The organism is Kitasatospora sp. NPDC048540, from assembly GCF_040651175.1.
In the GTDB taxonomy this organism is placed as follows: domain Bacteria; phylum Actinomycetota; class Actinomycetes; order Streptomycetales; family Streptomycetaceae; genus Kitasatospora.
The window spans coordinates 63,264-79,751 of the sequence record NZ_JBEZIR010000002.1 but is presented as its reverse complement, the minus strand read 5'-3'; the positions used below and the strand labels follow the sequence as shown (position 1 = coordinate 79,751).

Genomic DNA, 16,488 nt, shown 5'->3' with positions numbered 1-16,488 from the left:
TGGTCACCTTCCCGCGCGGTAGGCGTGGGGGTGCTCCACCGGGACGTCGGTGTCGTCCTCGGTCCAGTCGAGCGTCTGGTGGACGGCGACCACGCCGTCGACCGCCCGGCACAACTGCTCGGCGATCGGGATCAGGCTCCGGCGCGGCACCCGCCCGCTGAGCGTCACCACCCCGTCCTGCACCGTCACCTGGACCTCGCCGGGGGCCAGCCAGAGGGTCTGGCCGAACACGTCGTGACCGATCTCTTCCCGGATGGCGGCGTCATGGCGCAGGAAGATCTGGAGCAGGTCGCGCCGGCTGACGATGCCGACCAGCCGGCCCACCTCGTCGACCACCGGCAGCCGCTTCACCTTGTGCCGGTCCATCGCTCGCGCCGCCTCCGGGATCGTCCAGCCCGGACGGGCGGTCACGGCCGGGCTGGTCATCAGCCCGCCCGCGGTCTCCGCCTCCGCCCGGGCACGGTCGTGCGCGTCCAGCCAGCGGCCGGGGGCAGCTCCCTCGGGGTCCGGCAGGACGGCCTCCTTTCGGATCAGGTCGGCCTCCGAGACCATGCCGATCGGCCGCCGATGCTCGTCGACGACCGGAATGGCGGTGATGTCGTTGCGGTGGAAGAGCGCCGCGATCTCCTTGAACGGCGTGTCGGGCCCGGCGGTGACGACCTCCTGGGTCATCACGTCCTGGACGCTGCGGTGCTGCATGGTCCTCACCCCTTCGCAGGTCGTGCCGTACCCCCACTGTCCGCTTCCGCTGGACGGCCGGCACAGGGCCGTTCGGTCCAGCAACCCTGCCCGGAGCGGCCCAGGACAGCGGGCAGGTGCAGCGTCACCGCCCCGGTCTGCTGACATTCCTCGGCGGGGTCGGCACCGTAACGGGCAGCAAGTTCCTGGTGGAGACCGACCACGCCCGGATCATGGTGGACTGCGGCCTGTTCCAGGGCCTGGCCGAGCGTCGCCGCCGCAACTGGCGCCCGGGCCGCTCGACCCGGCGGACGTCCAGGCGGTGGTCCTCACCCACGCTCACCTGGACCACTGCGGCTACCTTCCGCGCCTGGTCCGCGGTGGCTTCCGCGGTCCGGTGCTCACCACCTCGAACACAGCCCCGCCTGGCGGACTCGTCCTCCGCGACAGCGAACACCTGCTCCGCGAGGACGCCGACCACGCCAACCAGCACGGCTGATCGAAGCACCGGCCGGCCGAGCCGCTGTACGACGAGGACGACGTCGAGCGCACTGTTGAGATGTTCGACCCCGTCCCGTTGGACGCCGCCGTGGAAGTCACCGGGGGCACAGTGCTGCGGCTGCACCGTGCCGGGCACATCCTCGGCTCCGCCTGGGCCCACCTGACCTTGGAGGACGGGCGTAGCCTGGCCGCCAGCGGGGATCTCGGCCGGCCCGTCCATCCCCTGCTGCGCCCGCCGGAGCCGTTCGGCGGTGCCGACGTGCTGCTGATGGAGTCCACCTACGGCAACCGCCACCACGAGGAGACCGCAGCCCGCGACTCGCGGCCCTGCAGATCTATCGCGACGCCTTCGCCACCCGGTCCCCCGAACTGCGCCCCCGATGTGTCGGACGAGGGTGACGCCGCCGAAGTGATCGACTGGCTGCGGGACGCCCCGCCGCCGAGCGCCACCTACCTGGTGCACGGCGAACCGGAGGGCTCCCAGGCACTGCGCGACCGGATCGACCACGAACTCGGCTGGACCGCGGTGGTCCCCCGCCCCGGTGAGCACGTGCTCGTTTGCTGAACGAACGTGTGGCCGGGCCGCTCAGGTGGTGTCGGCCGCGACGTCGTCGACGTCCCATCCGAGATGGTCGGTGAGACCGGCCAGGCCGTCGATGGCGGCGACCCGCAGGCACAGGGCAGCGGCGTCGGCGCGCGAACGGGTGCGCCCCGCGAGGACGACATGGCCGCGCTCGCACCGGACCCGCAGTGAGCCGGGCACCACCCCGGATCCGGGGGTGAGGGCCAGCGCGAGTGTCTCGATGCGCATCGCCTCGTCATCCGTTCGCAGCGAGTCCAGCAGGTCGTGCGGTGCGAGCATCCCGATCAGCCGCCCGTCGCCGTCCACGACCGGGAGGTGGTGCACGCGCGCCCGGCGGGCGAGACGGACCGCTTCGCCGACGGTCCGGTCCTGCTTCACGGTGACGGCCGGTGAGGTCATCAGGTCGCCTGCGGTGATCTCGGCCCGGTGGCCGCGCCCGGTCTCCTCGCCCGCGTAGGCGGCGAGCAGGTCCGAGACCGAGACCACGCCGATCGGCGCTCCTTCGGGCGAGAGCACGGGCAGCACACCGCGCCGGGACGCGGTGATCGCGGTGACCATGGTGGCGAAGTCGGAGGCCGGGACGACGGCGATGGTGGGGCGTGTCATCCAGTCGCGGACCGGGGCGCTGCCGACGGCCCGTGCGGTGCCGAGGTTGGTGAGGGACTGTCCCGACCTGCCGTCGAGCATGCTGTGGTTCATCTTTCCTCCGGGGCGGCGTTGCCCGGCGGTCGGCGCAGCCGGCGCAGGTAGGGGTCGAAGGCGGGCAGGGGCTCCAGGCGGATTCGGGCGTCGACGCAGACGAGTCCGTCCGGCCCGGCGATCAGGGGGTTGAGGTCGGCCTCGGCGAGCTGCGGGAGGTCGGTGGCCAGCCGGGACAGTGCGGCGAGCACCCGCTGCACGGCAGCCAGGTCGACCGGTGGCGTGCCCGGGCGGCCCAGGAGCAGCGGGGCGCTGCGCAGTTCGGTGACCATCGTGGTGAGGTCGCGTTCGGTCAGTGGCGCGAGCCGGGTGGAGCGGTCGTCGAGGACGTCGGTGGCGGTGCCCCCCAGGCCGAGGACGACCAAGGGGCCGAAGACCTGGTCCTTCGTGATGCCGGCGAGCAGTTCGAGGCCTGGCCCGGCCATCGGCTGCACGACGACGCCGGCCATCCGGTCGCCGAAGCTCGCGGCGAACTCGCGGTAGACCGTGCGGACTTCGCTGTCCGGTCCCAGGTCGGTGCGGACCGCTCCGGCCGCGCTCTTGTGGACCTGCTCCGGCCAGTAGGCCTTGAGCGCGACCTTCCCGTCGTGGCCGGCCGGACGCAGGGACTGCGCGGCGACGACGGCGGCGTGTTCGTCCCCGGCCCACACGGAGGTCGTCAGCGGGAGCCCGTAGTGCTCGAGGAGCCGGGCGGTTGCGGCGGGGTCGAGCCAGCCGCCTTCGGGCCGGGACGCGAGGAACTGGTCGGCGAGCCGCCGGGCCGCCTCGGGGTCGGTCCCGGTGGCCTCGGCCAGGGGTCCGGTCGGTTCGGCCAGCCACCGCGCGCGGTCCCGGGCGTGGGCGAAGGCCCGGGCGGCGGCAGCGGCGTCGGCGTAGACGGGGAGCTGCCCGCCGTCCGCGCAGGTGAGATACCGGATCGGCACCTCCTGGCTGACCCGGACGGCGGCCATCGGGATCTTCCTCCGGGCGGGTGCGTCCAGCAGCGCGCGGACCGGGTCCTGGTCGGCGTTCACGGCCAGGGCGGTCGGGACCAGACAGATCAGCAGGGCGTCAACGGCCCGGCTGCGCACCAGGACGTCCACGCACCGACGTAGTTCGGCGGGGTCGGCGGCCGCGGTGGTGTCCACCGGGTTGGTGGCGCTCGCGCCGGCGGGGAGCAGGCCGAGTAGCTCGCCCGCGAGGTCGGCGGGCAGCGTCGGCAGGCTCAGTCCCGCCTCGGCGCAGGCGTCGGCGGCCAGGATGCCGATGCCGCCGGCGTTGGAGACCACGGCGACGGTGCCGCGGGTTCCGGGCAGCGGCTGGCTGTGCAGGAGGGCGGCGGTCTCGACCAGTTCGGCGATGCTGCGGGCGGCGGTGATGCCGGCCTGGCGGAAGAGGGTCTCCCGGGTGACGGTCGGGGTTGCGGCGGCGGCCGTGTGCGAGGCGGCGCCGCGGCGCCCGGCGGTGGAGCGTCCGGCGTCCACGGTGAGCACGGGGAGCGTGCGGGTGACCCGCCGGGCCGTGCGGGCGAAGGCGCGGGGGTTGCCGAAGGATTCGAGGTGGAGCAGGGCGAGGTCGGTCGTTCCGTCGCTCTCCCACCACTGGAGCAGGTCGTTGCCGCTGACGTCGTACTTGTCCCCGAGCGAGACGAAGCTGGAGACGCCGATACCGAGCCAGGCGAGCCGCTCCACCAGGGCGATGCCGACGCCGCCGGACTGCGCGGCCACCCCGGCGGTGCCCGGCAGCGGGAACACGCCGCCGAACTCGGCGTCCAGGCGGACCTGCGGGTCGGTCTGCGCGATGCCGAGGCTGTTCGGACCGACCAGGCGCATGCTGTGGTTCCGGCAGGCCCGCATCAGCTGCCGGGCAGTGGCGGCGTCCAGGCCGGAGGTGAGGACCACCAGGGCACGGACACCGGCCAGGCCGCATTCCTGCGCCACGCCCGCCACCGCGGCGGGCGGGACGGCCAGCACGGCGAGGTCGGGCACTTCCGGGAGGGCCGCGACCGACGGATGGGCCGGCTCGCCGGCGACCGTCTCGGCATGCGGGTTGACGGCCCACAGCGGGCCGGTGAAGCCGCCCTGGCGGATCTTGCGCAGGACCGCGTGGCCGACCGACCCGGGCCGCCGGGAGGCGCCGATCACCGCGGCGGAGCGGGGCCGTAGCAGCGCGGTGAGGCTGGCCACGTCGGCGGCGCGCCCGCGCTCGTCCACGGCGGCGCGGTAGTGCTCGTCGGCCTCGTCGAGCGGCACCCGGACCCGGACCTCGCCCTGCTCGAGGTGGCGGTGGACGGGCAGCCCGAGGTCGGAGAAGACCTGGTGGACGGCCCTGTTGCCGGCGAGGGTGTCGGCCTCGATGGTGTGGATGCCGCGCTCGCGGGCCGCGTGGACCAGGTGCTCGATCAGCAGGGTCCCCACGCCTCGGTGCTGCCAGGCGTCGGCCACGGACAGGGCCAGCTCCGCAGTGTCCTCGTGACCGGCCTCGGCCTCGTAGTCGGCCTCTCCGACCAGTTCGTCCCCGGCCCAGGCTCCCAGCGCCAGGAAGCCGGGCCGGGGCGGTCCGCACAGCCGGTCGGCGGCGAGCCGCGGTGCCAGGCGGCTGACGCCGAGGAAGCGCATCCGGCGGCTCGCCTCGGACATCCGCACAGCGTGCAGGTCGAGCGCGGCGGCCCGGTCCTCCGGTCCGAGCGGCCGGATGATCGCGGTGGTGCCGTCGGCCAGCAGGGCCTCGGCAGCGGACGGCAAGCGCTCGACGGTGGACATCTTTCGGCTCCCTCGCTCCGGCCACGGCAGGCGCCCGGTGGCGGGTCGGTTCCAGCGTCCGCCTGCACCGGGGCACCACGCCAGGGCCGGTCGGCCCGCCGATGGGCCCGGGTGCCTGTGGTGGACCCCCTTGCGATGTCTTCGGGTCCGAACGGCCCTGGTCCCGGGTGCCCGGCCGAGTCAACGATGGGAGGGCGGAGGAGGGCGACTGTCGGCCGGACACGGGGGCCGTGGCAGGAGAGGGACGATGTTCATGAGTACAACGGATCGCGGTCGTGCCCAGGGACGCCCCGCGCACCCCGGCGATGTCGGCCGCCGCATCGCCCACCGCCGTGAGCAGCTGGGCCTCACCCGTGAGCAGGTGGCGGCAGGCTCCGGGATGGCTGCCAACTACCTCGAGTACCTGGAGTCGCGGCCCGCCGCCGTCGACCTGGAGACCGTCACCGCCCTTGCGGGAACGCTCGGCACCTCGGTCTGGTACCTGCTCGGCGGTGGACTCGACCTGCCACCCGGACAGGCGTCGCCGGCCGTCCGCCCGGCGGTGGAGGAACTGCAGCCCTGGGAGTGCTGGGCGAAGTTGGAGCCGGGAGGCGTCGGCCGGGTCGCCCTGGCGACGCCCGAAGGTCCGGAGATCCTGCCGGTCAACTACCGCATCCTGGACGGCACGGTGCTCTACCGCACGACGGCGCGGAGCACTGCCGCAGCCGCGGTGGGCGAGCGCGTCGCCTTCGAGGTCGACCGGCTCGACGAGGCCCTCGGCACCGGCTGGAGCGTTCTCGTCACCGGCCCGGCGCACCAGGTCACCGAGGCGGACGCCGTGGAGTGGTTCGGGAGACACGCCGACCCCCGGCCCTGGGTCGGCGGTGAGCGCGACACCTGGGTGCGGATCCGCCCACACAAGGTCACCGGACGCATCATCCGCACCGTCGAGACGATGCCCTCCGACGACACGCCGTGAGCGACAGCCGCGCCCGCCCCCAGGTCCCGGCGCCTTCCCACCCCTGGAGGCTCGCCTACGAGGGCTTCGACCCGGCCGAGGAGGGCATCCGCGAGGTGCTCTGCGCGGTCGGCAACGGCTACCTCGTCAGCCGCGCGGCCGCACCCGAGTCCCGCGCCGACGGTATCCACTACCCCGGCACGTACCTGGCCGGCTGTTACGACCGCGCGGTCTCCGTCGTCGACGGCCGCACCGTCGAGAACGAAGACCTGATCAACTGCCCGAACTGGCTGCCCTTCACCTTCCGCCCGGAGGAAGGCACCTGGTTCACCGGTCCCGCCGCGACCGAGCAGCTGGAACTGGACCTGCGCCGCGGCGTACTGACCCGGCACGCCCTGGTCGTCGACGACCAGGGCCGCCGGACCCGGCTGACCCAGCGCCGGATCGCCAGCCAGGCCCAGCCGCACCTGCTCGCCCTGGAGACGGAGCTGGTCCCCGAGAACTGGTCCGGCCGGCTGGAGATCCGCTCGGCGCTCGACGGGAACGTGTCCAACACCGGCGTCGCCCGCTACCGGGGCCTGACCGGCCGTCACCTCGTGCCGGACGGGCAGGGGGCGGACGCCGACGGCACGCTGTGGCTCCAGGTGGCCGCCGCCGGGTCGCCGCTGCGCATCGCACTCGCCGCCCGCACCCTCGCGCACCGCGGCGGCGCTCCCCTCGCCACAATCCGAACCGACGAGGTTCGGGAGGGCCTGGCCGCCCAGGTCTTCGTCCTGGCGGCGGAGCAGGGATCGCCGGTGACCGTGGAGAAGACGGTGGCGGTGTTCACCTCCCGTGACCCGGCGATCGGCGCTCCCCTGCGCGCCGCCCGGACGCTGGTGGAGCAGGCACCCGATTTCGCCCGGCTGGTCCGCGACCACGCCCTGCGGTGGACGGAGCTGTGGAGCCGTTGCCGGATCGACGCGGACTTCGACGGCATCGGCACCGTGCGGCTGCACCTGTTCCACCTGCTGCAGACCTACTCCGAGCACTCGGTCGACCTGGATGTCGGCATCCCGGCCCGGGGTCTGCACGGCGAGGCCTACCGCGGCCACGTCTTCTGGGACGAGCTGTTCGTCCTCCAGTTGCTCAACCTGCGCTTCCCGGAGCTGGCCCGGGCCGTGCTGCGCTACCGCCACCGCCGGCTCGACGCCGCCCGGCAGGCCGCCCGGGCGGTCGGCCTGAGCGGCGCGATGTACCCCTGGCAGAGCGCCTCCGACGGCCGGGAGGAATCCCAGCAGCTCCACCGGAACCCGCTGTCCGGCCGCTGGCTGCCCGACCACAGCCACCTCCAGCACCATGTCGGCTCCGCCGTCGCGTACAACGTCTGGCAGCACTACCAGGCCACCGGCGACGTGGACTTCCTCGCCACCACCGGCGCCGAGATGGTCCTGGAGGTCGCCCGTTTCTGGTCCTCGGCGGCGGTGTACGACCCTCGACGCGGGCGTTACTCGATCCGCGGCGTCGTCGGGCCGGACGAGTACCACGACGCCTACCCCTGGTCCGACCGGCCGGGGCTGGACGACAACGCGTACACCAACGTGCTGGCCTCCTGGGTACTCGCCCGCGCGCTCGACACCATCGACGTGCTGCCCGGCTACCGGCGCGACGAACTGCTGGAGCGGCTCGCGCTCGACCGGGGTGAGCTCGACCGCTGGCAGGAGGTGAGCCGCCGACTGCACGTTCCGTTCCACGACGGCGTGCTGAGCCAGTTCGACGGCTACGAACGCCTGGCCGAACTCGACTGGTCCGCCTACCGGCGGCGCTACCCCGACCTGCGCCGGCTCGACCGGATCCTGGAGGCCGAGGGCGACACGGCCAACCGTTACAAGGCGTCCAAACAGGCGGACGTCCTCATGTTGTTCTACCTGTTCTCCGCGCGCGAGGTCCGCGACCTCCTGCGGCGGCTCGGCCATCGGGCCGGCCCCGAGCTGCTGCGCCGCACGACCGGCTACTACCTGCGGCGCACCGTCCACGGCTCGACGCTCAGCGCGGTGGTGCACGCCTGGGTCCTGACCCGCAGCGACCGCCGGGCCTCGTGGCGGTTCTTCCGCGACGCTCTCGCCGGCGACCTGGCCGACGTGCAGGGCGGGACCACCGCCGAGGGCATCCACCTCGGTGCCATGGCGGGCACCGTGGATCTGCTGCAGCGCTGCTACACCGGCCTGGAAATCCGCCGGGACACGCTCTGGCTGGCCCCCCGCCTGCCGTCGGCGATCGGCCGGGTGGAACTTGACCTCCGGTACCGCGGCCACTGGGGCGTCACCCTCTGCGTAGACCGGCGCACCGCCACCGTCAGCCTTCGCGAGAGTCCCCAGGCCCCCATCAGGGTCGGCTTCCGGGGCTCTCCGACGACCGTCCGGCCGGGCGAGAGCCAGCGGTTCTCACTCTGAAACCGCGCGTTCGGCCCGGCCGGAAGCCTCTGCCGCCGAGGACACCCGATGGCAGTGCGACGAACGGCTCCTCGCCGGCGGCGGGAACGAACGCGTTCCGGTCCGCCCCGGCGTCACGCCGGCTGCTGGGAGCGCAGCTCGTTCCCGATCTCGCGGGCCCAGCTCCGGATCTGCTCCGGGTTCCGGAAGTCGCCGCCCTTGCCGTGCTTGACCAGACCGCGGGCGATCCACCCGGGGGTCTCGGAGGTCAGACTGCCGCCGAAGGTGACGTGGCCGCGGGCGTGCAGGTGCTCCACGGCCTTCGCCGCGCCCGGCACCGGCGGGATCTCCTGTTGCTCGGCGGAGCTGTCCACCGGGCCGCTGCTGAACAGCCAGACCGGACGGTGGGCCAGTGCCTCTGCGTTGCGGTCGGCGCAGCTCAGGGCGGAGCGCTGCCAGTGGCCGGCGTAGAGCGCACTGCCCAGGATGACGGCGTCGAAGCCAGTCACATCCCGGACGTCCGAGGCGGGGACGACGTCGGCGTCGAACCCGTCCTCCTCCAGGGCGCGACCGATCTCTTCGGCGATGCCTGCGGTGGCGCCGTGCTTGCTGCCGTAAGCCACGAGGATCTTCTGCTGCTTCATGGGACTCCTCCCTGGGTGGCGGTCGTGGCTTCCGGCCGGCCGACAGCTCCAGCGTGGACTGCGCACGGCACGCGGGCCAGGGCCGCATGCCCTTCTCCCGCGGGCCGGTCGGCCCTGCTGCCACTGGTCGGCGGGATGCTGTCGGGCCCCGCGATCGTGTTCGCGTCGCTCACCCCGGGGCGTCGATGCGCACGGCTCCGACGCCCCGGTGCTGGGCGTTGCCGCGATCGGAGCGCGATCAGCCGGGCCGGCGGACGATCACCACGGGGCAGGAGGCGTGCATCGCACACCGCGTGCTCACCGAGCCGAGCAGGGCGCGGGCGAAGGTCCCGTGGCCGCGGCTGCCGACGACCAGCAGTTCGGCACCGGTGGCCGCGTCCAGCAGGACGTCTGCCGGGTTGCCCTGGACCAGGTGTTCGCGCACCTCGACCGGCCGATCGTCCCCCAGCACCTCGTGGATCTCCTGGTCGAACCGCCGGCGTGCCGTCTCCGCCTCGAGCGTGGGGTCGACCACGGTGGGACCGGCGAAGAGGGGAACGCCCTCCCACGCTCCCACCACGTCCACGGTCGCGCCCATCAGGGCTGCCTGCCGGACCGCCCAGCGCAGCGCTGCCTGTGACGAGGGCGAGCCGTCGATGCCCACCACGACACGGGCGCTCGAATCCTTCCCGGCCATCCAGAACCACCTCACTTCGTCTCGGTCATCTCCCACGCTGCACTCCTCCCGCCAGGTCCGCCAGCGAAGTTCCCCCGAGGCCGTCGGGGCGGGGATCACCGGACCCGGGCACTCCCGGCCATGTGCTTGGGGCCGCTCGGCCCTGCTGCTCCGGTGTCGTGCGCGTCTACGGTACGAAAAGGGCCCGGCATCGCGTGGGCCGCCCATGATCACCGTTGGAGGAGCCATGGCATCCGCCGGTAGACGACGTCCGATCGTCCTCGGTGTCGACGCCCGGGACCACGGGCAGCTCGCGACATTCTGGGCCGCAGACGAGGCGGATCGGCGAGGACTGCCGTTGTTGCTGGTCCACGCCGTTCCCCAGCTGACCACGGACCTGTGCGGCGTGGACCCGCGCTACAACGAGGAACTCCACCGCAACGGCAGCCAGGTGCTCGGCCGGGCGGCGGCGTTGGCGGGCGAGCGGCACCCCGGTCTGGAGGTGACCTGCACCCTCGTGGACGGCGAACCGGGCCAGGTGCTGTGCCGGGAGTCCCGGCAGGCCGAGGCCGTCGTGCTCGGCTCGCGTCGGCTCTCCCGTACCGAGGAGTTCCTCAGCACCTACTCGGTGGCCGTCCCGGTGAGCGCCCAGGCCACCTGCCCGGTGATCGTCGTCCGCGAACCCGAGCACATCACCCAGGAGCCGCCTTACCTCGTGGTCGGGGTGGACGGCAGCCCGCCGTCGGCCGCCGCCACCGACGTCGCCTTCGACCTGGCGGCCCGGCGGGGAGCCGCGCTGCGGGCGATCTGGGTGTGGCAGTCGCAACTGATCGCGCGCGTCGACGAGCACATGGCCGTCCAGACGCTGAGGCGGCTTCTGACCGAAACCACCGCCGGGCACGCCAGCAGGTACCCCGACGTCGACCTGACCCACGAGGTGATCCGCGGCCACCCGGTGGAGGAACTGACCAAGGCATCGAGACACGCCCTCGCCGTGGTGATCGGGCGTCGCGGGCACGGCGGATTCACCGGCATGCGCCTCGGCTCCGTGCCGCACGGCCTCCTCCAGCACGCCCGGTGCCCGATCGTCACCGTGCCCCTGCCGGCCGACCACCCGGGCGCATGAGGCCCGATGGTCCCGCCACGTGCCGAATCGTCACGGCCGGCGCGCGCCGGCTCCAGCGCGCTCTTCGCGTCATCGAGCACGACCCGCACTCGGACGCCCTGACCTCGCGGCGTCCGCCCGGGCGTGGTCAGCCGCCGGTGCAGGTCCGGTCGACGGTGAGGTCAAGGAAGTGGGTGGAGCAGGAGATGCAGGGGTCGTGGTTGCGGATGGCCCGTTCGCAGATCGCGGTCAGCTCGGCGTCGGTCGGCTCCCCAGCCCTCAGGTGTTCCTGCACCGTTCGGCGGAGGTCCTCCTCGATCGCGTCCTGGTTCTGCGCGGTCGGCGGCACCAGCACGGCCTCGGTGACGGTCCCTCGCGCGTCGAGGGTGTAGCGGTGGTGGAGCAGGCCGCGGGGTGCCTCCGTCGCCCCGTGGCCGGTGCCGGCGCGTGGTGGCACCTCGACGTACGGGCGTGGCGGAGGCTCGTACGCCTCGATGAGGCGCAGGGCCTCGTCGACGGCGTGGAGCACTTCGACCGCCCGCACGATGATGCTGCGGTAGGGGTTGCGGCAGACGTCGCCCTGCCGGGGGTCGCCGAGCCCGGCGTCCTGCGCGGCCTGGACGGCGACCGGCGAGAGCAGGCGTCCGCTGATGGCGTAACGGGCGAGCGGGCCGGTCAGGTGGCGGCGGCCGTCCAGCCGGGCGTGCAGGGCGGTGGAGTGCGGGACCTGGTTCTCCACGACGTGGTCGCCGAACTCCCGGACGCCGAAGGTGCGGGTGGGCAGCGCGCGCCGGGTCGTGGCGGGAAGTCCGGCGGTGTGGGGTGCGGCCATGACGGTCGGGGTGCCCGACTCGATGGCGTAGGTGCCGGGCTCGGCCAGGGCGAGCAGGTCGTGGTCGCACCCCGCGTCGGGGAAGTCGAATCCGGCCACCCAGCGCACGGTCTGCGTGGCGTCCTCCCGCGCCCGCCTCAACTGCTCCTCCAGTGGACGCAGTTCGGCCCTGCTCGGCACCCGGTGGAAGCCTCCGAGGCGGACGTTGACCGGGTGGATCGCCCGGCCGCCGAGCAGTTCGATGATCGCGTTTCCGGCCTGCTTGAGTCGCAGCCCGCGTTCGACGTCCGCGCGCCTGGAGCGGGCCAGTTCGACGACGTTGTCGCAGCCGTGGAAGTCGGGCGCGTGCAGCAGATGGACGTGCAGGGTGTGGCTCTCGATCCACTCTCCGCAGTAGATCAGCCGCCGCAGTGCGGCCAGCTGTCCGTCCACCACCGCACCGCAGGCGTCCTCGATCGCCCGGCAGGCGCTCAGCTGGTAGGCGACCGGGCAGATTCCGCAGATCCGGGAGGTGATGTCGGGCGGTTCGGTGTAGGAGCGTCCGCGCAGGAACGCCTCGAAGAAGCGCGGGGGTTCGTAGATGGCGAGTCGCGCCTCGGCGACGTCGTCACCCTGGACCCGAAGGTACAGGGAGCCCTCGCCCTCGACGCGCGCCAGCGATCCGACGTGCAGCACCCTGGAGCCGCGATGGGTCACCGTTCCTCCTCCTTCCGTGAGGCCGCGTCGAACGCGGGGGCAGCGGTGTTGAAGGTCCGCAGCACCCGCACGACGTCGAGGGTGTCCATGCCGTCGCGGCGCAGCAGTGGGATGAAGGAGGGGAAGTTGGTGGAGTTGCTCGGACCGAAGCAGCCGTAGCAGCCGCGGCCGTAGGTGGGACAGATGGCGCCGCAGCCGGCGTGGGTGACCGGGCCGAGGCAGGGGGTGCCGTGGGCGACCGTGACGCAGACCGTGCCGCGCTGCTTGCACTCGAAGCAGACGCTGTGCGCGGGGATGTCCGGCCGGCGTCCGGCCAGGTGGGCGGTGATGACCTCCAGGAGCTGGCGACGGTCGACGGGGCAGCCGCGCAGTTCGAAGTCGACGGGGACGTGGGCGCCGATCGGGGTGGAGGTGGCGAGCGTCGCGATGTAGTCGGGGCGGGCGTAGACGGCGGCCTGGAACTCGGCGACGTCGGCGTAGTTGCGCAGCGCCTGGACGCCGCCGGCGGTGGCGCAGGCGCCGATGGTGACCAGGCGCGCGGAGACGGCGCGGATGTGCTGGATCCGTTCGACGTCCTGGGGGGTGGTCACCGAGCCCTCGACCAGGGACAGGTCGTACGGACCGGGCGCGTCGGCGCTGGAAGCCTCGAGGAAGTGTGCGATCTCCACCTGTTCGGCGAGGCCGAGCAGTTCGTCCTCGCAGTCCAGCAGGGTGAGCTGGCAGCCGTCGCAGGAGGCGAACTTCCAGACCGCGAGCTTCGGACGCCTACGGGGTTCGGCGGTCATTTCACAACTCCCTGACCAGGAGGAGTGCGCGGGCGGCCGTCCAGGTCACCACCAGGCCGTCACGGCACAGCAGGAGAGGGCCGAGCTGGCAGTGCCCGCAGTGGCCGATGGCGCAGTGCATGGTCCGCTCCAGCGAGACCGCGATCCGGTCGGGGTCGGTACCTCGGTGCACGAGTTCCGCGGCGGTGGCGCGGATCATCGGCTCGGGGCCGCAGATGAAGGCCGCAGCCGTGGTCGGATCGAAGTCGGCGCGGTCCAGCAGGGTCGTGACGACACCGACTTCCCCGTTCCACCGGTCGTCGGGGCGGTCGACGGTGACCAGCACCCGCGCCGAGCGGCCCCAGGCACGGGTCTCCGGGACGTAGAGCAGGTCCCGGGGCGTGCGGGAGCCGATCAGGACGTTCGGCCGCCCGTACTCCGGTGGCGCGGCGAGGGCGGCGCGGACGAGCGGGCGCAACGGTGCCAGACCGATGCCGCCGGCGACGACCAGCAGGTCCCGGCCGGCTGCCGAGGGCAGTTCCCAGCCGGTGCCGAACGGGCCGCGCACCCCGACCGTCGCGCCGGCCTCGAGCCCGTGCAGGGCGGCGGAGATCGCGCCGACGTTCCGGACCGTGTGCGTCAGCCTGTCCCCGTCGATGCCGCTGACCGACAGCGGGATGTCACCGACGCCGAACGCGTACACCATCGCGAACTGGCCGGGCGCGAAGGGTGGCAGAGCCGACCGAACGGGTTCCAGCACGATCGTGGCGGTGTCCGGCGCCTCGGGCACGCGTGCGATCACCCGGTAGGACCGCGGAGGTGCGGCAGCGGGCGCCGTCATCCCGCTGTTCCGCCGGTATCGGTGCCGGGCGGCGCGTAGAGGTCCAGCAGCCGGGCACGGGTCGCTGCCAGTCTACGCGCGATCACCGCCGCGACCCCGTGGGTCACCGCCAGGCCGAAGGCCGGGTCCTGCGCACACGCGGCGCGGACCCGCCCGGCATCGAACTCGGCGGCCACCAGTGTGCTGCGGGCCCGGGCGCCCAGGTGCCAGCGGTAGGGCTCGAACAGCCAGGACCAGCCGAGCAGGTCTCCTTCACCGAGGGTCTCCACGACCGCCGGCCGTCGGCCGGGGACGTGGACGTCCAGGGCCGCGCCGCCGGAGCGGATGATCCAGAACCGGTCGGCCGAGCCGCCCTCCTCGAAGATCCGGGTGCCTGCGGGGATCGACACGTCACGGGCGAACGCGGCCAGCCGGTCCCGGTGGCCCGGCGGCAGTGCGCCGAGGAAGCCCCGCTGGAGGGGGGTCACGACGGGCCCGTCCCGTCGGGCGGGCGGGCCGCACGCTCCCGGTCGAGCGCGTGGGCCTCCTCGGTGATGTCGATGCCGACCGGACACCACACGATGCAGCGCCCGCAGCCGACGCACCCGGAGCTGCCGAACTGGTCGAACCAGGTGCCGAGTTTGTGGGTGGCCCACTGCCGGTAGCGGCTGCGCGGCGACTCGCGGACCGGTCCGGTCGGCAGGTGGGAGAAGTCGAGGTCGAAGCAGGACTCCCAGTGCCGCCAGCGCTCGGCGTGGTCGCCGGTCAGATCCGTGACGTCCTCGGTGCTGGTGCAGAAGCAGGTCGGGCAGACCATGGTGCAGTTGCCGCAGGTCAGGCAGCGGGCGGCGACGTCGTCCCAGCGTTCGGCGGTGAGGGTCTCGCGCATCAGCGTCTGCAGGTCCACCAAGGGCATGCTGCGGCCCATCCGGTCCGCGGCCTGCGCGACGCGCTCGCGGGCGGCGGTGGCGGTCGCGGGGTCGGCGGCGCGCTGCGGGAGCTCGGCCAGGACCGACGCGCCTTCCTCGCTACCGGCGCGCACCAGGAACCGGTGCCCGTCGGCGTCCACCACCTCGGTCAGGGCGAGGTCGTATCCGGGCCCGGTGGCCGGCCCGGTCCCCATCGACACGCAGAAGCAGGTGGCGCCGGGCTCGGTGCACTCCACCGCCACCAGGAATGCCCGCTCGCGGCGCCCCTGGTAGGAGGGATCGGTGTACCGGCCGCCGGTGAGCACCCGGTCCTGGATCGCGATGGCCCGCAGGTCACAGGGGCGCACCCCGAGGAACGCGTACGAGGGGGCCACGGTGTCGTCCTCGGTGACCACCAGGTCGCCGTCGGGCGTGCGCTCGGCGCTCCACTCCCGCACCCGTGGCGGATGCAGGAAGGTCTTCCAGGACTGCGGGCCCGCGCTGTGTGCGAACGCGGCGCCGTCCTGGCGCTCCCGCAGCCGGTACGTTCCGGCCTCCAGCTCGACCCCCCGGCCGTAGGGCAGCTCGCCTCCGCCGGAGATCTCGGCCAGCACGATCGCCCCGTCCCGGACGGTGGGGCCGATGACGGTCCGGCCGCGGCCGGTGAGGGTCGCGATCAGCGCGTCCAGGCCGTCCTTGCCGATCACCACGGGGCTGCTGCCGTCCGTCGCCACCGCACCTCCTCGATCGACGCCACCGTGCGGCCCAGTATGGGGAGTGCGGCGGCGCCGGGTACGGAACGGCGGTGCCGCTGTGGTCCAAGTGGCGCTGCCCTGCACTCGAACGAGCCCCAGCGGCTCCTGGGGGAGCTTGGCGGGTACCGCGGCCGGGAAGGGCAGGCCGGGTGAACACCACTGCGCGGATCACCGTGATCGGTGTCGGCAACGAGTACCGGCGTGACGACGGGGTCGGTTGGGCCGTCGTCACGCGGCTGGCGGAGCGCCTCCGGAACGCCCCCTCGCCGGGCCGGGCCGCCCTCGTGGTGTGCGACGGCGACCCCGCCCGGCTAATCTCCCACTGGGAGGGCGCGGACCTCGCCATCGTCGTGGACGCTGCGCACGCCCACCCCGGGCGACCCGGCCGGGTGCACCGCCTGGAGCTGGCCGGCGGGCGGCTCGCGGTGGCGGACGGCGCGACGAGCTCCCACGGGCTGGGCCTGGGCGACGCCGTGGAGCTCGCCCGTGAGCTGGACCGCCTGCCGGCCCTCCTGGTCGTCTACGCGGTGGAGGGAGCCGACTGCTCCCCCGGCACGGGCCTGTCGGCGCCGGTCGGGGCCGCCGTGGACAGCCTCGCCGACGAGATCGCGGGGCAGATCGCGGACCACCACCGCCGCATCGCCGGCAGGTGAGGCTCCGAGTGCGGCGACGGCCGCCCGGATGGGGCCCGACCGGCCCTGTCCCAGCCGCCGGGGGCAGGGGGACAGTGGCAGGAGGAGGACCTCGGCGGAGGAGTGA

General features: G+C 73.6%; 16 protein-coding genes. 6 read left to right on the top strand and 10 right to left on the bottom strand.

Annotated elements, in window-relative coordinates:
* Window positions 1-3: 3 nt before the first annotated feature.
* Complete coding sequence (locus tag AB0D08_RS02115) at window positions 4-699, bottom strand: CBS domain-containing protein (protein WP_033823922.1); 696 nt, start codon at window positions 697-699, stop codon at window positions 4-6.
* Window positions 700-1,000: 301 nt separating this feature from the next.
* On the opposite strand from AB0D08_RS02115, the gene AB0D08_RS02110 reads away from it, so the two are divergent.
* A complete protein-coding gene (locus AB0D08_RS02110; RefSeq protein ID WP_233289292.1) occupies window positions 1,001-1,177 on the top strand; it encodes a hypothetical protein in 177 nt (58 codons plus the stop codon).
* A 60-nt stretch (window positions 1,178-1,237) separates the two neighbouring features.
* Window positions 1,238-1,744, top strand: coding sequence for an MBL fold metallo-hydrolase RNA specificity domain-containing protein (locus tag AB0D08_RS02105; protein WP_359885966.1), 507 nt, complete (start codon window positions 1,238-1,240; stop codon window positions 1,742-1,744).
* Window positions 1,745-1,765: 21 nt separating this feature from the next.
* Here AB0D08_RS02105 and AB0D08_RS02100 read toward each other — a convergent pair whose 3' ends face one another.
* On the bottom strand, window positions 1,766-2,461 hold the full coding sequence (locus AB0D08_RS02100) for a CBS domain-containing protein (protein WP_051813884.1): 696 nt from the start codon (window positions 2,459-2,461) through the stop codon (window positions 1,766-1,768).
* Window positions 2,458-5,202 carry a GNAT family N-acetyltransferase gene (locus tag AB0D08_RS02095; RefSeq protein ID WP_051813885.1) on the bottom strand — a complete coding sequence of 915 codons (2,745 nt, stop codon included), beginning with the start codon at window positions 5,200-5,202 and terminating at the stop codon, window positions 2,458-2,460. Before AB0D08_RS02095 ends, AB0D08_RS02100 begins: the two co-directional genes overlap by 4 nt.
* 253 nt (window positions 5,203-5,455) lie before the next feature.
* Here AB0D08_RS02095 and AB0D08_RS02090 point away from each other — a divergent pair, with 253 nt between their 5' ends.
* The gene (locus tag AB0D08_RS02090) at window positions 5,456-6,160 is read left to right on the top strand and encodes a pyridoxamine 5'-phosphate oxidase family protein (protein ID WP_051813899.1); all 705 of its coding nucleotides are present in this window, start codon (window positions 5,456-5,458) and stop codon (window positions 6,158-6,160) included.
* The gene (locus tag AB0D08_RS02085) at window positions 6,157-8,571 is read left to right on the top strand and encodes a glycosyl hydrolase family 65 protein (protein WP_359885965.1); all 2,415 of its coding nucleotides are present in this window, start codon (window positions 6,157-6,159) and stop codon (window positions 8,569-8,571) included. The genes AB0D08_RS02090 and AB0D08_RS02085 overlap by 4 nt, the downstream gene beginning before the upstream one ends.
* A gap of 113 nt (window positions 8,572-8,684) precedes the next feature.
* Here the strand turns inward: AB0D08_RS02085 and AB0D08_RS02080 are convergent, their stop codons facing one another.
* The gene (locus tag AB0D08_RS02080) at window positions 8,685-9,194 is read right to left on the bottom strand and encodes a flavodoxin domain-containing protein (RefSeq protein ID WP_033823923.1); all 510 of its coding nucleotides are present in this window, start codon (window positions 9,192-9,194) and stop codon (window positions 8,685-8,687) included.
* A gap of 238 nt (window positions 9,195-9,432) precedes the next feature.
* Window positions 9,433-9,906, bottom strand: coding sequence for a universal stress protein (locus tag AB0D08_RS02075; protein WP_359885964.1), 474 nt, complete (start codon window positions 9,904-9,906; stop codon window positions 9,433-9,435).
* A 190-nt stretch (window positions 9,907-10,096) separates the two neighbouring features.
* Between AB0D08_RS02075 and AB0D08_RS02070 the strand changes: the two genes are divergently transcribed.
* Complete coding sequence (locus AB0D08_RS02070; protein WP_033823925.1) at window positions 10,097-10,975, top strand: universal stress protein; 879 nt, start codon at window positions 10,097-10,099, stop codon at window positions 10,973-10,975.
* A 127-nt stretch (window positions 10,976-11,102) separates the two neighbouring features.
* Here AB0D08_RS02070 and AB0D08_RS02065 read toward each other — a convergent pair whose 3' ends face one another.
* From AB0D08_RS02065 to AB0D08_RS02045, 5 genes are read right to left on the bottom strand one after another with little or no spacing between them, the layout of a single operon-like run.
* On the bottom strand, window positions 11,103-12,482 hold the full coding sequence (locus AB0D08_RS02065; RefSeq protein WP_033823926.1) for a nickel-dependent hydrogenase large subunit: 1,380 nt from the start codon (window positions 12,480-12,482) through the stop codon (window positions 11,103-11,105).
* Window positions 12,479-13,267: an oxidoreductase gene (locus tag AB0D08_RS02060; protein WP_033823927.1), complete on the bottom strand. Its 789-nt coding sequence runs from the start codon at window positions 13,265-13,267 to the stop codon at window positions 12,479-12,481. Before AB0D08_RS02060 ends, AB0D08_RS02065 begins: the two co-directional genes overlap by 4 nt.
* A 1-nt stretch (window position 13,268) precedes the next feature.
* A complete protein-coding gene (locus AB0D08_RS02055) occupies window positions 13,269-14,087 on the bottom strand; it encodes an FAD/NAD(P)-binding protein (protein WP_359885963.1) in 819 nt (272 codons plus the stop codon).
* Window positions 14,084-14,554, bottom strand: a complete 471-nt coding sequence (locus AB0D08_RS02050; RefSeq protein WP_359885962.1) for a cyclic nucleotide-binding domain-containing protein — start codon at window positions 14,552-14,554, stop codon at window positions 14,084-14,086. Before AB0D08_RS02050 ends, AB0D08_RS02055 begins: the two co-directional genes overlap by 4 nt.
* Window positions 14,551-15,708, bottom strand: a complete 1,158-nt coding sequence (locus AB0D08_RS02045; protein WP_033823930.1) for a 4Fe-4S dicluster domain-containing protein — start codon at window positions 15,706-15,708, stop codon at window positions 14,551-14,553. The genes AB0D08_RS02050 and AB0D08_RS02045 overlap by 4 nt, the downstream gene beginning before the upstream one ends.
* Before the next feature lie 170 nt (window positions 15,709-15,878).
* On the opposite strand from AB0D08_RS02045, the gene AB0D08_RS02040 reads away from it, so the two are divergent.
* On the top strand, window positions 15,879-16,382 hold the full coding sequence (locus AB0D08_RS02040) for a hydrogenase maturation protease (RefSeq protein ID WP_359885961.1): 504 nt from the start codon (window positions 15,879-15,881) through the stop codon (window positions 16,380-16,382).
* The last annotated feature ends 106 nt before the right edge of the window (window positions 16,383-16,488 follow it).

Bases quoted from the DNA above. Each gene is read 5' to 3' on its own strand.
- AB0D08_RS02060 (WP_033823927.1), bottom strand. From the start codon at position 13,267: ATGACCGCCGAACCCCGTAGGCGTCCGAAGCTCGCGGTCTGGAAGTTC.
- AB0D08_RS02095 (WP_051813885.1), bottom strand. From the start codon at position 5,202: ATGTCCACCGTCGAGCGCTTGCCGTCCGCTGCCGAGGCCCTGCTGGCC.
- AB0D08_RS02090 (WP_051813899.1), top strand. From the start codon at position 5,456: ATGAGTACAACGGATCGCGGTCGTGCCCAGGGACGCCCCGCGCACCCC.
- AB0D08_RS02055 (WP_359885963.1), bottom strand. From the start codon at position 14,087: ATGACGGCGCCCGCTGCCGCACCTCCGCGGTCCTACCGGGTGATCGCA.
- AB0D08_RS02100 (WP_051813884.1), bottom strand. From the start codon at position 2,461: ATGAACCACAGCATGCTCGACGGCAGGTCGGGACAGTCCCTCACCAAC.
- AB0D08_RS02070 (WP_033823925.1), top strand. From the start codon at position 10,097: ATGGCATCCGCCGGTAGACGACGTCCGATCGTCCTCGGTGTCGACGCC.
- AB0D08_RS02115 (WP_033823922.1), bottom strand. From the start codon at position 699: ATGCAGCACCGCAGCGTCCAGGACGTGATGACCCAGGAGGTCGTCACC.
- AB0D08_RS02080 (WP_033823923.1), bottom strand. From the start codon at position 9,194: ATGAAGCAGCAGAAGATCCTCGTGGCTTACGGCAGCAAGCACGGCGCC.
- AB0D08_RS02105 (WP_359885966.1), top strand. From the start codon at position 1,238: ATGTTCGACCCCGTCCCGTTGGACGCCGCCGTGGAAGTCACCGGGGGC.